14 protein-coding genes and 1 pseudogene are annotated in these 13,634 nt (G+C 70.6%); 6 read left to right on the top strand and 9 right to left on the bottom strand.

What is annotated here, in order from left to right:
* Window positions 1-107: 107 nt before the first annotated feature.
* A complete protein-coding gene (locus tag ACWDZ6_RS23925) occupies window positions 108-968 on the bottom strand; it encodes a 3-hydroxybutyryl-CoA dehydrogenase (RefSeq protein WP_351456459.1) in 861 nt (286 codons plus the stop codon).
* A 200-nt stretch (window positions 969-1,168) separates the two neighbouring features.
* Here ACWDZ6_RS23925 and ACWDZ6_RS23920 point away from each other — a divergent pair, with 200 nt between their 5' ends.
* The gene (locus ACWDZ6_RS23920; protein ID WP_451504441.1) at window positions 1,169-2,419 is read left to right on the top strand and encodes a glycoside hydrolase family 10 protein; all 1,251 of its coding nucleotides are present in this window, start codon (window positions 1,169-1,171) and stop codon (window positions 2,417-2,419) included.
* 1 nt (window position 2,420) lies between these two features.
* Here the strand turns inward: ACWDZ6_RS23920 and ACWDZ6_RS23915 are convergent, their stop codons facing one another.
* Window positions 2,421-2,612 carry a DUF1918 domain-containing protein gene (locus ACWDZ6_RS23915; RefSeq protein WP_366735979.1) on the bottom strand — a complete coding sequence of 64 codons (192 nt, stop codon included), beginning with the start codon at window positions 2,610-2,612 and terminating at the stop codon, window positions 2,421-2,423.
* A 72-nt stretch (window positions 2,613-2,684) separates the two neighbouring features.
* On the bottom strand, window positions 2,685-3,581 hold the full coding sequence (locus ACWDZ6_RS23910; RefSeq protein ID WP_451504440.1) for a DMT family transporter: 897 nt from the start codon (window positions 3,579-3,581) through the stop codon (window positions 2,685-2,687).
* Between ACWDZ6_RS23910 and ACWDZ6_RS23905 the strand changes: the two genes are divergently transcribed.
* The gene (locus ACWDZ6_RS23905) at window positions 3,580-5,028 is read left to right on the top strand and encodes an aminotransferase-like domain-containing protein (RefSeq protein WP_451504439.1); all 1,449 of its coding nucleotides are present in this window, start codon (window positions 3,580-3,582) and stop codon (window positions 5,026-5,028) included. The two genes, ACWDZ6_RS23910 and ACWDZ6_RS23905, sit on opposite strands and share 2 nt — an antisense overlap.
* A gap of 7 nt (window positions 5,029-5,035) precedes the next feature.
* Here the strand turns inward: ACWDZ6_RS23905 and ACWDZ6_RS23900 are convergent, their stop codons facing one another.
* Window positions 5,036-5,410 carry a DUF6461 domain-containing protein gene (locus ACWDZ6_RS23900; RefSeq protein WP_451504438.1) on the bottom strand — a complete coding sequence of 125 codons (375 nt, stop codon included), beginning with the start codon at window positions 5,408-5,410 and terminating at the stop codon, window positions 5,036-5,038.
* Between ACWDZ6_RS23900 and ACWDZ6_RS23895 the strand changes: the two genes are divergently transcribed.
* Window positions 5,339-5,770, top strand: a complete 432-nt coding sequence (locus ACWDZ6_RS23895; protein WP_366735975.1) for a GNAT family N-acetyltransferase — start codon at window positions 5,339-5,341, stop codon at window positions 5,768-5,770. The two genes, ACWDZ6_RS23900 and ACWDZ6_RS23895, sit on opposite strands and share 72 nt — an antisense overlap.
* Before the next feature lie 39 nt (window positions 5,771-5,809).
* Window positions 5,810-6,385, top strand: a complete 576-nt coding sequence (locus ACWDZ6_RS23890; RefSeq protein WP_451504437.1) for a histidine phosphatase family protein — start codon at window positions 5,810-5,812, stop codon at window positions 6,383-6,385.
* Between the two features lie 179 nt (window positions 6,386-6,564).
* Here the strand turns inward: ACWDZ6_RS23890 and ACWDZ6_RS23885 are convergent, their stop codons facing one another.
* The 3 genes and pseudogenes from ACWDZ6_RS23885 to ACWDZ6_RS23875 all read right to left on the bottom strand — a co-directional run bounded on the left by ACWDZ6_RS23885 (window position 6,565) and on the right by ACWDZ6_RS23875 (window position 9,096).
* Window positions 6,565-7,788: an RNA polymerase sigma factor gene (locus ACWDZ6_RS23885; RefSeq protein WP_451504436.1), complete on the bottom strand. Its 1,224-nt coding sequence runs from the start codon at window positions 7,786-7,788 to the stop codon at window positions 6,565-6,567.
* Window positions 7,789-7,796: 8 nt separating this feature from the next.
* A pseudogene (locus ACWDZ6_RS23880) lies at window positions 7,797-8,154 on the bottom strand (YciI family protein).
* A 537-nt stretch (window positions 8,155-8,691) separates the two neighbouring features.
* Window positions 8,692-9,096: a DUF5997 family protein gene (locus ACWDZ6_RS23875; protein ID WP_451504435.1), complete on the bottom strand. Its 405-nt coding sequence runs from the start codon at window positions 9,094-9,096 to the stop codon at window positions 8,692-8,694.
* A 58-nt stretch (window positions 9,097-9,154) separates the two neighbouring features.
* Here ACWDZ6_RS23875 and ACWDZ6_RS23870 point away from each other — a divergent pair, with 58 nt between their 5' ends.
* Together ACWDZ6_RS23870 and ACWDZ6_RS23865 are read left to right on the top strand one after the other, a co-directional pair.
* Window positions 9,155-9,916 (top strand): LysR family substrate-binding domain-containing protein, encoded by a 762-nt coding sequence (locus tag ACWDZ6_RS23870; RefSeq protein WP_451504434.1) that lies wholly within the window; start codon window positions 9,155-9,157, stop codon window positions 9,914-9,916.
* 314 nt (window positions 9,917-10,230) lie between these two features.
* Entirely contained in the window at window positions 10,231-10,803 is a 573-nt protein-coding gene (locus tag ACWDZ6_RS23865; RefSeq protein WP_451504433.1) for a GNAT family N-acetyltransferase, read from the top strand.
* A 149-nt stretch (window positions 10,804-10,952) separates the two neighbouring features.
* On the opposite strand, the gene ACWDZ6_RS23860 is transcribed toward ACWDZ6_RS23865, so the two are convergent.
* A complete protein-coding gene (locus ACWDZ6_RS23860) occupies window positions 10,953-12,419 on the bottom strand; it encodes an APC family permease (RefSeq protein ID WP_451504432.1) in 1,467 nt (488 codons plus the stop codon).
* Window positions 12,420-12,785: 366 nt separating this feature from the next.
* Window positions 12,786-13,634, bottom strand: coding sequence for a LysR family transcriptional regulator (locus ACWDZ6_RS23855; RefSeq protein ID WP_451504431.1), 849 nt, complete (start codon window positions 13,632-13,634; stop codon window positions 12,786-12,788).

The following is a 13,634-nucleotide window of genomic DNA, read 5'->3' as shown; positions in this document are numbered from 1 at the left end:
CTGGTCGGAGGGCGGGAGCGTGTGCGCACGGCATATGCGGGCACGCCCCGCACACTCCGTGTGAATGTGGAGTTCGACCCCATCACGGGTGTGGCGAGGCCGTCCCGTCATGAGTACGGGTAGAAGCCCGAGCCCGTCTTGCGGCCGAGCCGCCCCGCGTCCACCATCCGCTGCAGCAGCGGGGGAGCGGCGTACAGCGGCTCCTTGTACTCGGCGTACATCGAGTCCGCCACCGAGGCGACGGTGTCCAGACCGATCAGGTCGGAGAGCTTCAGCGGGCCCATCGGGTGGGCGCAGCCGAGCTCCATGCCGTTGTCGATGTCCTCACGGCTCGCGATGCCCGACTCGAACATCCGGATCGCGGAGAGCAGATACGGGATGAGGAGGGCGTTCACCACGAAGCCCGAGCGGTCCTGGGCGCGGATCGCGTGCTTGTCCAGCACATTCTGGACGACGGCCTCGGAGCGCTTGATCGTCTCCTCGGAAGTGGTCAGTGCCGGGATCAGCTCGACGAGCTTCTGCACCGGAGCCGGGTTGAAGAAGTGGATGCCGATGACCTGGTCCGGACGGGAGGTCGCGACGGCGAGCTTCACCAGCGGGATGGACGAGGTGTTGGAGGCGAGGATCGCGTCCTGGCGGGTCACCACCTGGTCGAGCACCTGGAAGATCTCGGTCTTGACCTGCTCGTTCTCCACGACGGCCTCGATGACGAGATCGCGGTCGGCGAACTCTCCGAGGTCGGTGGTGAAGCTGAGCCGCTCCAGCGTCGTGTCGCGCTCCTCCTCGGTGATCTTGCCGCGTTCGGCGGCCTTCGAGAGAGAGTTGTAGAGCCGGGTGCGACCGATCTCCAGAGCCTCGCCCGTGGTCTCGGCGACCATCACCTCGAGGCCGCTGCGGGCGCACACCTCCGCGATGCCCGCGCCCATCTGGCCGCAACCCACCACTCCGACGCGTGCAATGTCGGCCATTGAGTCCGTCACCTCGTGCCTTTCGCTGATCTTGTGTCCGGGGGTCTTCCCGGCCGGTGGCCGGGCGACAGGTCCGCCGTGTGATTCCGGCGACCGCCTCGACCCCACGACGTTACTCCGGATGCGGGTGTGCATGACCGTCAGGGGCGGGCATGCTGTGCGCATACGGCGGTCGGCACCGATGGCGCGGGGGGCGAAAAATGGGGCAGATCGGCAGAAGAGGGATCGTCGTGGCGGCGGCCGGAGTGCTGGCCGCGCTGACGGCGGCCGGGGACGCGGCGGCCGCGCCGGCCTCCGGCCGGGGCAGGCGACGGCACGGGCCGAGCCGGGAGTTCCGCGGCATGTGGCTCGCGAGCGTCGCCAACCGCGACTGGCCTTCCCGGCCGGGCCTCACCGCAGCCGAGCAGCGCGCCGAACTCCTCGCCCACCTCGACTCCGCCGTGGCCCGCCGGCTGAATGTCGTGGTCTTCCAGGTCAGGCCGACCGCTGACGCCCTGTGGCCCTCACCGTACGAGCCCTGGGCCCAGTACCTGACCGGCGTCCAGGGACAGGACCCCGGCTGGGATCCGCTCGGCACTGCCGTGCGCGAAGCCCACCGGCGCGGTCTGGAGCTGCACGCCTGGTTCAACCCGTACCGCGTCGCGAATCACACCGATCCGTCCAGGCTTGTCGCGAACCACCCGGCCCGGGTGCACCCCGACTGGGTCCTTCCGTACGGCGGGAAGCTCTACTACAACCCCGGCATCCCGGAGGTCCGCGCCTTCGTCCAGCGCGCGATGATGGACGCCGTCCGCCGCTACGACATCGACGCCGTCCACTTCGACGACTACTTCTATCCGTATCCGGTCGCCGGCCAGGTCTTCGACGACGACGCCACCTACGCCCGCTACGGCGCCGGTTTTCCGGACAGGGCCGCCTGGCGTCGCGACAACATCGACCGGCTGGTCCGCGAGATGGCCCAAAGGATCAAGAAGGCCAAGAAGAACGTCCGCTTCGGCATCAGCCCCTTCGGCGTATGGCGCAACGCCGCGACCGACCCGCTCGGTTCCGACACCCGGGCCGGCGTGCAGACCTACGACGATCTGCACGCCGACACCCGCACATGGGTGAAGCAGGGCTGGATCGACTACATCGTCCCCCAGATCTACTGGAACATCGGCTTCGCCGTCGCCGATTACGCCAAGCTGCTGCCCTGGTGGCACAGCGTCGTACAGGGCACGGGCGTCCATCTCTACGTCGGTGAGGCTCTCTACAAGGCGGGCGATCCAGCTCAGCCGGCGCCCTGGCAGGACCCCGCCGAACTCTCCCGCCACCTCACGCTGGCGTGCGCATACGCCGAGGTCCGCGGCCACTGCTTCTTCTCGGCGAAAGAGGTCATGACGGATCCGATCGGTGCGATGGCCAGGGTGGTGGCCGATCACTATCCGACCAGGGTGCGGCCGCCGGCCTGAGTCAGGCCTCCTTGTGGTGGCGCACAACGGTGTCGGGGCCAGGAGACATCAGCGCCTCGTGCCCGTCGTCGAAACGGACGCGGTACGGCGGGGTGCCCTTGGCCCCCAGCACCTCGACCACTTCGGCGCGCTTGTCGTGCTGACCCACGGTCCTGCCGTGCACCAGCAGGGTGTCGCCCACGTTCGCTTGCATCGGGAGTGACCTCCTCGAAGGCGGTGTTTCCGGTGCTTCGAGTTTACGACCGGCGGCGAGAGTTGCACCCTCTCAGCTGCGGGCGCGCTGGGTGACCGCGATGCAGACCAGGACGGCGACCGCGGCCACCGGGGCGGCGGGCGAGAGCCGCTCGTCCAGCAGGGACACCGACCAGACCAGAGTGAGAAGCGGTTGCGCGAGCTGGAGCTGGCTGGCCTTGGCGATACCGATCGAGGCCATGCCCCGGTACCAGACGTACAGGCCGAAGAACGTCGAACCGGCGGCAACCCAGAGCAGCCCGATCACACCGTGGGCCGTCAGCCGCACCGGTTCGAAGGCCAGGGCGACGGCCGATCCGGTGAGTGTCAGCGGTAGGCAGAGCATCAGCGCCCATCCGATCACCTGCCAGCCCGGCAGCTCCCGGGCCAGGCGGCCGCCCTCGGTGTAACCGGCGGCGCAGACCAGCAGGGCGCCGAAGAGGTACAGATCGCCGGTCCTGAGCGCGCCACCGCTCTGCTGCACGGTGAACGCGATGACCACGGCGGCCCCGGCGAGCGCCGCAAGCCAGAAGGTGCGGGAGGGGCGGCGGCCGGTGCGCACGGCCGCGAAGGCCGCGGTGGTCAGCGGCAGCAGTCCCACCACCACGGCGGCGTGCGAGGTGGTGGCGGTCTGCAGGGCGAGCGTGGTCAGCAGCGGGAAGCCCACGACCACACCGCCGGCCACCACTGCCAGCCCCGCCCAGTGGCGGCGGTCGGGGAGCGGCACGCGCATCGCCCGCAGAAAACCTCCCGCGACGAGTGCGGCGAGCACGCTGCGTACAGCGACGAGGGACCAGGGGCCGAAGCTCTCCAGGCCCCAGGCGGTGGACGGAAAGGTGAGCGAGAAGGCGAGGACGCCCAGCGCGGCGAGGAGGGTGCCGCTGCTGACCGCTATCGAGGTGGCGGGAGTAGCGCTATCCTGTGCTGTCATGAATGAGCGTAGCAGTGTCGCCGAATTGGCGAATTCCCTGAAGAGCGAGCTCGATCGCTACTCACCAGGTGGGAAGCTGCCATCGAGCCGGGCGCTCGTGGAGCGCTACCGGGTCTCTCCGGTGACTGTGTCGCGCGCACTCGCCCAGCTCGCCGCCGAGGGCCTGGTCGTCACCCGGCCCGGCGCGGGAGCCTTCCGTGCGGAGCCCCGCACGGGCACCCCGCCGTCCCGTGACACCTCCTGGCAGGAGGTCGCCCTCAGCGCCGACGCCGCCACCGAGCCGGTGCCGCGAGCCGTCGACGCCTCCGGCGTCCTGGCCACCCTCGCCGCGCCGGCGCCCGGTGTCGTGGAGTTCAACGGCGGCTATCTGCATTCCAGCCTCCAGCCGGAGCAGGCGATGGCCGCCGCGCTGGCACGGGCCGGGCGGCGGCCCGGGGCCTGGGGCAGGCCGCCCATCGACGGACTGCCCGAACTGCGCGAGTGGTTCGCCCGCGGTCTCGGCGACACCTCAGCAGCCGCCGACGTACTGATCACGGCGGGTGGCCAGTCCGCACTGACCACGGCCCTGCGTGCGCTCGCCCCGCCCGGAGCCCCCGTTCTCGTCGAGTCCCCCACCTACCCGGGCATGCTGGCGATCGCCCGCGCCGCCGGGCTGCGGCCCGTGCCGGTCCCGATGGACGCCCGGGGCGTACGCACGGAACTGCTCGCCGCGGCCTTCCGGGCCACGGGTGCCCGGGTCTTTGTGTGCCAGCCGCTGTTCCAGAACCCGACCGGAGCGGTGCTCTCGCCCGAGCGCCGCCCCGAAGTGCTCCGCATCGCACGCGCGGCGGGCGCCTTCGTCGTCGAGGACGACTTCGCGCGCCGCCTGGTCCACGAGGACGCGGGCCCGCTGCCCAGGCCGCTCGCCGCGGACGATCACGACGGCGTCGTCGTCCATGTGAGCTCGCTCACCAAGGCGACCTCGCCGAGCCTGCGGGTGGGGATGCTGGCGGCCCGCGGTCCCGTCCTGGAACGGCTGCGTGCCATCCATGTCGTCGACAACTTCTTCGTACCCCGCCCGCTCCAGGAAGCAGCCCTGGAACTGGTCGGCGCACCCGCCTGGAACCGTCATCTGCGCACCGTGGCCGCGGAGTTGAAAGCCCGCAGGGACACCATGACCGCCGCGCTGCTGCGGGATCTGCCCGAACTGGCCCTGCCGCACATCCCGTCCGGCGGCTACCACCTCTGGCTGCGGCTTCCCGACGGCGCGGACGAGGCGGCGCTGCTCTCAGCGGCCCTGCGCGCGGGCGTCGCCCTCGCACCCGGCCGCCCCTACTTCTGTGCCGAACCCCCTGCGGGACACATGCGGTTGAGCTTCGCGGGCGTGGCGGGCCCGGCCGAGATCGCCGAGGGCGTCCGGCGGCTGCGGGCCGCGTGCGACGAGGTGCTGGTGCCGGGCCGGGGCTGAGCGACCGTCAGTGGTCCGGTATCGGCACCGTCCCGCACACGAACTCCGACGTCCGAAGCAGCTCCGGCGTCAGCAGCACCCCCGTGATCCGCTCGGCCGGCGCGAACGTGGCCTCGGTGTGCAATGCGTAGTCGCGGCCGCCTCCTTCGCTGAGGTCGAAGCCCGCTTTCCGCATGGTGCCGAGGAGGCCGTCGGGGTCGCTGCCGTCGTCCCGGTCATGGTCCGAGCATCGCAGCCGCCACTGACAACGCCCCGGCCGCGCCCGTAAAAACGGCTCGACCCAGCGGCCCGGGCCTGCGAACCTCCCGCTATGAACGACACGGCCTTCGGCATGTACACGATTTCCACCGACCCCGCCCGGCTGGACGCCGCCCGCATCCACCACTGGCTCTCCACCGATGCCTACTGGGCGCTCGGCCGCAGCCGTGAGAAGCAGGACCTGGCCATCGCCGGTTCGCTGAACTTCGGGGCGTACGACACGACTTCGGGCGAGCTCGTCGCGTACGCCCGTATCGTCACCGACCACTCCACCTTCGCCTGGCTCTGCGATGTGTACGTCGACCGAGCCGTCCGCGGCGAGGGGCTGGGCACCGCGCTGGTCGCCGCCGTCCGTGATCACCTCGCCCCGTGCGGGCTGCGCCGCATCCTCCTCGCCACCGAGGATGCCCACGGCGTCTACGAGAAGATCGGCTTCCAGACCCTCGAGCACCCCGGGAAGTGGATGGCGCTCGGCCTTCAGTGACCTCTTGACCTGCGCGGCTTTCGCAACCACGATCACGCCATGAGTGTCCGGATCACGTTGGTCGCTGCCGCCCGCAGCTCAGCCCTGCTTGCCGAGCGCTTCGACGACGACCGGCCGCTCGACCAGGCCGGCTGGCACGAGATGCAGCTCGCCGCGCACGCTCTCGTGCCGCTGAACGTCGCCGAGCTGCGCTACTGCTCGCCGACCGCCCGCAGCCGTGCGACCGGCGAGGCCTTCGGCTTCGCGCCGCTCGTCCAGCCGGCACTGCGCGACTGCGACATGGGCCGCTGGCGCGGTTACACCCTCGCGGAGGTGACCGCCAGGGAGCCGGAGGCCGTGAACGCCTGGCTCGCCGACCCGCGCTCCGCGCCGCACGGCGGTGAGCCGCTGATCGCGTTCATCTCGCGGATAGGTAACTGGCTCGACACCCGGCCTGCCGAGGACGTGGGCGCCATCGTCGCCGTCGCCGAGCCGGCCGTCGTACGGGCGGCGCTGGTGTACGCGCTGAAGGCGCCGCCCTCCACGTACTGGAATGTGGACGTCCGCCCGCTGTCGACCGTCACCCTGACCGGCCTGGCGGGCCGCTGGAGCCTGCGCCTGGAGGCGCCCCCATGACCCCGCCGGCACCGCGGCGTCCTCCGGGTCGGGGACGGCCCCGAACCGGCGCCGCGCTGCCGCGCGCACGTAGCTTGCGCGCCGCCGCGCCGAGCGAGACTGACATGGCCGGAGCGTAGCCACGTGAGGTGCCCGCTCGCGAGCCGGTTCCGGGGCAGTCATCGAGCCGGGCAGGGCGGTCAGGCGCGGTTCAGCGACTGGAGACCGCGCCGCAGGAAGTCACGCTCGGCCGCGTTCTCGGTGCGGGCGATCGCCGCCTCGTACGCGAGTGCCGCCTCGCTGTCGCGACCCAGGCGCCGCAGCAGATCGGCCCGGACGGCGTGGAAGAGATGGAAGCCGCCGAGATCGAGGCTGTCGACGAGGGCGAGTCCCGCCCCCGGGCCTTCGACCTCCGCCACCGCGACGGCGCGGTTGAGGGCCACGACCGGGCTCGGGGCGAGCGCGAGCAGCTGGTCGTACAACCGCAGGATCTGCGACCAGTCCGTGGCGGCCGCCACCGGTGCGTCGCTGTGTACTGCGTTGATCGCCGCCTGGATCTGGTACGGGCCGGGCCGACCGTGCCTCAGACACTGCCGGACAAGGGCCTGGCCCTCGGCGACGAGATCGTGGTCCCACAGACCGCGGTCCTGGTCGGCCAGCAGCACCAGGTCGCCGTCCCGCGTGGTGCGGGCGGCCCGGCGCGACTCGGTGAGCAGCATGAGCGCGAGCAGCCCTTTGACCTCGGGCTCGTCGGGCATGAGCTCGGCCAGGAGGCGCCCGAGCCGGACAGCCTCCGCGCAGAGGTCCTCCCGTATCAGCCGCTCGCCCGAGCTGGCCGTGTAGCCCTCGTTGAAAATGAGGTAGACGACGGACAGCACCGGCTTGAGCCGGTCCGGGAGATCGGCGTCCTTCGGGACCCGGTAGGGGATCCGCGCGTCGCGGATCTTGCCCTTGGCCCGGACGAGCCGCTGCGCCATGGCCGGCTCGGTCACCAGGAACGCGCCCGCGATCTCCGTGGTGGTGAGCCCGCCCAGCAGCCGCAGCGTCAGAGCGACCTGGGAGGCAGGGGCGAGCGCGGGGTGGCAGCAGGTGAAGATCAGGCGCAGTCGGTCGTCGTGCACAGGATCCTCCTCGGCCGGTTCCTCGGCGGCGTGCAGCAGAGCGGCCTGGGCGTACCGGTCCTCGCGGGACGCTTCCCGGCGGAGGCGGTCGATCACCCGGTTGCGGGCCGTGGTGATGATCCAGCCGGCCGGGCTCGGCGGCACTCCGGTGGCCGGCCACCGCTCCACCGCCGCGGCGAACGCGTCCTGGACCGCCTCCTCGGCGATTTCGATGTCGCCGAAGCGGCGGACCAGGACGGCTACCGCGCGCCCGTACTCCGCACGGAACACGCGCTCGACCTCCGCGACGGTGCCGCCAGGCATACCGGAGGTCACTCCGCGTCTTCGCCCAGGAACGGCCGTACCTCGATCGGCAGCGTGGTCGCTCGGGCGGCCTTGCGGCCCCATTCGAGCGCGGAGTCCAGATCGGGCGCCTTGACGATGCACAGCCCCCCGATGTGCTCCTTGCCCTCGGCGAACGGACCGTCGGTCATGAGAGTGTCCCCGTCCTTGACCCGGACCACCGTGGCTGTGCTCGGGCCGTGCAGCCCGCCGGCGAAGACCCATGCGCCGGCGGCCTTCAGTTCCTGATGGAAGACCTCGAGGTCGCGCCTGATCTCCGCCAGCAACCTCGGGCGCGGGCTTCTCCGCGGACGACGGCTGGATCACGCTGAGCAGGTAGTGCTTCATGGCGTCTCCCCTTGGCGTTCGTGGCCGGCGCGGTGCCGGCTCCCACCCTCTATACGAACGGCTTCCGGCCGGATCGACACCTCGGTCCCAGGTCGATGAGAACGCCCCCGACCAGGGGACGTCCGCAGGCACCCAGGAGCAGGAGCAGTCCGGCGAGGCGCCGGAGAACGGCGGCCCCGGCTGCCATGCCAGCAGCAGCGTCGACCGGCAGTTCACCGCTAGGGAGTGAGAGACGGCAGGGAGGGCGGCGTGCCCGGCCGGGGCACGGCACCCCGTTCGACAGCGAGCCGATCGACGAATCCCGCGAGGACGGGTGTGTACGTTCTCGCGCCCCCTGAGCAGGCAGGAGCGCTCCGTGAGGAGTCCGGCCCGGGGCCTGAACGTATGTGTCGACAGGACCGGCGGGCCGGTGACGCGAGTGAACCGACGCCCGGCCGCGCTGCTCCGCGTGCGGGTCCTCGAACGTGACGTCGACGGCGCGAGCGAGGCGGTCCGGGCTGCCTCGGCCGACGACTCGGCATCGCCTGGGGGAAGCGGTCAGGAACGCGGTCGGCGGGGTTCGTCGCCTTGCTCCGCGTTCTTCTCCTTGATGCGTACCGCTTCTTTCCGGACCTCGGCCTGGGTGGCGCGTTCCTTCTGCAGCCACTCGGGACTCTCGGCCTTCAACGCGTCGATCTGCTCGGTGGTGAGGGCCTCCGTGACTCCGCCGCGTGCGAGACCTGAGATGGAGATGCCCAGCTTCGCCGCGACCACCGGCCGGGGATGCGGGCCGTCGCGTCGCAGCTCCAGCAGCCACTGGGGCGGATCGGCCTGCAGGGCACTCAGCTCGGCACGCGAGACGACGCCTTCCTGGAACTCGGCGGGGGTGGCCTCGAGGTACACACCCAGCTTCTTCGCCGCCGTTGCGGGCTTCATTGTCTGGGTGGTCTGGTGCGACGTCATGGTGTCAAGAGTATCGAGCATGTGCGCTACCTCCGACCACGACGGGTAGCCTGGCGCAGTGACAGGCTCGGAAGTATCCCCTTCGTTCCGGCTCGCGTATGTCCCGGGAGTGACGCCCTCCAAGTGGGTGCGGATCTGGAACGAGCGCCTGCCCGACGTCCCGCTGACCCTCATCCCGGTATCCGCCGCCGAAGCATCCGACGTGCTGCGGGACGGTGGCGCCGACGCGGGTTTCCTGCGGTTGCCGATCGACCGGACGGATCTCAGCGCGATCCCCCTCTACACCGAGACGACGGTCGTCGTGGTCCCGAAGGATCACCTCGTGGCCGCGGCCGACGAGGTGTCCGCCGAGGATCTGGCCGACGACATCGTGCTGCATCCCCTCGACGACACCCTCGACTGGGAGCGTCGGCCGGGACGGCCCGCGAACGAGCGCCCGGCCACGACGGCGGATGCCGTCGAGCTGGTGGCAGCGGGAGTGGGACTGCTTGTCGTCCCGCAGTCACTCGCGCGTCTGCACCACCGCAAGGACCTCACGTACCGGCCGGTCTCGGACGCCCCCGAGTCGCGCATCGCACTGTCGTGGCCGGAGGACGAAACCACCGACCTGGTGGAGCAGTTCATCGGGATTGTCCGCGGGCGGACCGTCAACAGCTCGCGGGGCCGCCCCCCGACCCCGCCACAGCCGAAGCGCAAGCGCCCCGACGCGGGCGGCGCACAGCGGAAGCCGGCAACCGGCAAGTCGGCCGGCAAGAACCCACGGAGCGGTTCCGGCGGCCCCAAGGCAGGCAAGCGCGGCAAGCCTCGCCGCCGGCCATAGCCCCGGCGTGGCGCATCAGTGATCTCCGGGCAACGTTCCACGTTCGTCGCGGCCGGCTCTTGTCGCGGGCCGGTTGGGTGCGCCAGTCCTCGTACTCCTGGAGTCGGCGCCGGCGTCGGCACGCGGTGGCCTTGGCGGCGAGGTAGCCGTACCCGTGACACCGGCCCCCGATCCCCGGGTGCGGGCCTGCCGCTGGGCCGTTCACAGCAGCGCACCCCGGCACGCTGGCTGCCCACGCACCGTCCCCGTGGCCCACTACGGCTTCACCGCCTCGCGGCCGGTTGACGGCTTACAGCCGCGCCTACTATCAGTTCATGATCAACGGCGAACTGGTGAGGCTGCGGGCACTGCGCGCGCAGGACCTGGAACATCATGTGCGATGGCGTAACGACCTGGAGGTGGCCCACTGGGCCGCCGCGGGAGATCCGGCGTTCGGGCCGGTCACGGCCGAGGCCGTGGGGCTCGGATTTGACGTGATGCTGGCGCTGAACCCGCGGGAGTCGGCCGTCTTCACGATCGAGGACCTGACCGACGGGACACCGATCGGCATGGCCGACTACCGCGACCTGGACCCGTTCGCCCGGGTGGCCACGGTCGGGTTGACCGTCGGAGAGCGTGACCGTTGGGGCAAGGGCCACGGCTCGGACGCACTGCGGCTGTTGGTGAACCACTTGTTCGGAACTCTCGGGCTGCACCGGATCGAGCTCGACACCTGGAGCGGCAATGAACGCGCCCTGCGTGCCTTTGCCCACGCCGGCTTCCGCGAGGAGGGCCGACGCCGGGACGCGGTTCTGGTAGCGGGAGAGCGGTACGACAGGGTGCTGTTCGGGATGCTCCGCAGCGAATGGCCGGGCGCGGTACTCAGGAACGTTCGCACTGGTAAGTAGCGGCGAACGGCGCTGTCACCAATCAACCGTTGGGGGAGGCGTCGGTGCGACCGGGGCCGTCGCCCCGAGGGGCGACGGCCCGCGCAGCCGCCTCACCTCTCAGCAGCCGATGCCGCCGGCCTCACTCTGGAGCGGCAACGCTGAAAAACTCAGTGTCTGAAGACGCTCACGTCGCCGGGCTCGGTCTCCAGCGCCCCACGGTCGAAGATCAGCAGGCCGAGGAAGAACAGCCCGCCCGCGAGAAGCAAACCGACCACGATCAGCACGGGGACGAGCGCCTCCGCCGGCGCCACCAGCACAAACAGCGAGACGACCGACCACACCAGCGCGCAGATCGCGACCGGCAACTCGAAGCGCCCGAGGTCGAACGCGCCCTTTTTGCGGTCCAGCCGTCGGCGCACCGCCAGGTAGAGGACAATCGTCGCGCCGTAGATGATCGCCGGGAGGATCGTCGACGCCGTGATCAGCTTCAGCAGTGCGGCACCCGGCAACGCGACCATCAGGACGACTCCCACGACGAAGATCAGGATCGTCGCCGGGACCGGTGTATGCGTGCGGGGGTTGACCCGTCGCATCAGCCGGTGGGCAGGGAAGCGTGAGTCGCGCGACATCGCGAAAACGATCCGCGAGCACGCGGTCATCACCACCATCCCGGCGCCGAAGAACGCGAAGGCGATCGCAACCAGTAGCACTCTCTCCATCACCGGACCGAACTGATCGTGCATGATCGCCGCGACCGGCGAGCCGCTGGCTGTGATCCGTGGGATGTCTTCGATCGCGACGGTGAGCGCGATCAGGAACAGCATCCCCAGCAGGCCGGCGGCCACGACCGATCCCACGATCGCGCGCGGGACGCTGCGATAGGGATCCTTGGCTTCCTCGGCCAGGTTGGCCGCGGCGTCGAAGCCGACGAGCGTAGCCAGGCCCATGATCATCGCGAGCATCAACCCGCCGCCCACGGTGAAGTAGTTCTGGGCGTTCTCGGTGACACCGCGCGAGGTGAGGTTGTCGGCCGCGCCGTGGCCCGTGACCGCCACAGCGACGACGAGCGCGATGGCCATCACCACGACGAGCACCAGTTCGAGCCCCACCGCGCTCGCGTTGATCATGCTGACGATGCGTGTCGAGGCCACTGCGAGCAAGGTCTGGACGAGCAGCACCACGAGCGTGATCAGGCGCGCCGTACCCTCGTCCGGCTGCATGCCGGCGAGCGGCATGATCGCCTGACTCGCGAGTGCATTGTCGACCGCCACGACCGCGATCGCCAGGTAACAGAAGGTCAGCCAACCGAACCCCCAGCCGACCTTCGGGTTGGCCAGCCGCGAGGCCCATTGGTAGGACGAGCCGCTGAGCGCGATGCGGCCCGCGAGCTGCGCGACCACCAAGGCCACCAGGACCTGCCCCACCGCCGCGATGGGCCACAGCCAAAGCCCGACCGGCCCCGCGTTCTGCAGCACGTCGTCGTATGTCGCGAAGATGCCAACCGCCACCGAGATGAACGCGAACGAGATCGCGAACACCTGAAAGGAGCCGAGCGTCCGTTTCAGCTCCTGCTGGTAGCCCCCGAGCTCGACGGAACTCTCGTCGGCCTGCTTGACCTCCGAAGCCTCAGCCACCTCGGCCACCTCACTTTTCAGCGGGCCCCGGCGACCACCCGCCCGCCCATGTATCTCATGACGGGTGTCCGATTCTCATCGGGCATGCCACATTTCCTTCGCATATGGCACGGTTGCGGGATTGCGCACCCGCAAGATTGGTCTGCGTGCAGCCCTCGGGGCCAGGCGGCGCTGCCGCAGTTCCCCGCCCACTTGCCTCGCTCGCCCGCCCGGTGAAGCGCCCAGCCGCACGTGTGGTAGGACGATATGACTGAGCGTCGCAGTTGGCCACTGAGCGTTCTAGTTGGCCGGAGCCGCGCAAAGCTGGCCGAGCCGGAGGTGAGCCGGGACGCGATAGGTGGAACCTGGCCAGGCGTGTTGGAACTACTAGAGACGTGTCGCAGTCCGGACAAGGTCGGCGACGGCTCTGGACCGGCTGTGCGGTGGCCAGGCGATCACGGTGGTGACTGTCGGCGCGTCCAGCACGGGCACTGCCGCGAGGTCACCATGCAGTTGGGCTCGGCACGACTCCGGTGAGACCGCGCAGGCACGGCCGAGCGCGACGAGCTGCAACAGCTGCGCGTGGTCGCGGACCTGCGGGCCGGGGCCGGGCGGGTAGGTGCCGTCGGGGTCGGGCCAGCGTGGCAGGGGCAGGCCCGGCAGCCCGGTGATGTCGGCCATGTGCACATGGGCCCGGATGGTGAGCGGGTGCCCAGCCGGCAGGACCACAACCTGGCCTTCCGTGCTGAGTTCTTCGGTGTCGAACCCGGACGTCGAGTCGAACGGACGGTGCAGTAGCGCCACGTCGGCCCGGCCCTCGCGCAGGAGTCGTTCCTGCTCGGCCGGCCCACACAGGATGACCTCGACCGGGACCGCCCCGGGTTCGGCGGCGTACGCGTCGAGCAGTTTCGCCAGCAGCTCTCTGGACGCGCTGGCCTTCGTGACCAGGACCAGGCCAGGACGGCCGGTGGTGGCAAGCGCAGCGCGGCGGGTCCGGCGTTCAGCAGCGTCGACCGCATCGAGGGCAGCGCGGCCCTCGGCCAGCAGCACCGAACCGGCCTCGGTCAGTGCGACAGTGCGGCTGGTCCGATCCAGCAGCGCTGCCCCGAGCCTGCGTTCGAGCTGCTGGATCGCCCGTGACAAAGGCGGCTGCGCGATGCCGAGCCGCCGCGCGGCGCGCCCGAAGTGCAACTCCTCAGCGACCGCGACGAAGTAGCGCAGTTCCCGGGTCTCCAT

The organism is Streptomyces sp. NPDC002926, from assembly GCF_053591755.1.
This window is presented reverse-complemented; position numbering and strand designations above follow the sequence as displayed.

Excerpts from the sequence above, each read along its gene's own strand:
- ACWDZ6_RS23865 (WP_451504433.1), top strand. The coding sequence starts at position 10,231 with ATGATCAACGGCGAACTGGTGAGGCTGCGGGCACTGCGCGCGCAGGAC.
- ACWDZ6_RS23890 (WP_451504437.1), top strand. The coding sequence starts at position 5,810 with ATGAGTGTCCGGATCACGTTGGTCGCTGCCGCCCGCAGCTCAGCCCTG.
- ACWDZ6_RS23910 (WP_451504440.1), bottom strand. The coding sequence starts at position 3,581 with ATGACAGCACAGGATAGCGCTACTCCCGCCACCTCGATAGCGGTCAGC.
- ACWDZ6_RS23905 (WP_451504439.1), top strand. The coding sequence starts at position 3,580 with ATGAATGAGCGTAGCAGTGTCGCCGAATTGGCGAATTCCCTGAAGAGC.
- ACWDZ6_RS23920 (WP_451504441.1), top strand. The coding sequence starts at position 1,169 with ATGGGGCAGATCGGCAGAAGAGGGATCGTCGTGGCGGCGGCCGGAGTG.
- ACWDZ6_RS23895 (WP_366735975.1), top strand. The coding sequence starts at position 5,339 with ATGAACGACACGGCCTTCGGCATGTACACGATTTCCACCGACCCCGCC.
- ACWDZ6_RS23915 (WP_366735979.1), bottom strand. The coding sequence starts at position 2,612 with ATGCAAGCGAACGTGGGCGACACCCTGCTGGTGCACGGCAGGACCGTG.
- ACWDZ6_RS23885 (WP_451504436.1), bottom strand. The coding sequence starts at position 7,788 with ATGCCTGGCGGCACCGTCGCGGAGGTCGAGCGCGTGTTCCGTGCGGAG.
- ACWDZ6_RS23925 (WP_351456459.1), bottom strand. The coding sequence starts at position 968 with ATGGCCGACATTGCACGCGTCGGAGTGGTGGGTTGCGGCCAGATGGGC.
- ACWDZ6_RS23875 (WP_451504435.1), bottom strand. The coding sequence starts at position 9,096 with ATGACGTCGCACCAGACCACCCAGACAATGAAGCCCGCAACGGCGGCG.
- ACWDZ6_RS23855 (WP_451504431.1), bottom strand. The coding sequence starts at position 13,634 with ATGGAGACCCGGGAACTGCGCTACTTCGTCGCGGTCGCTGAGGAGTTG.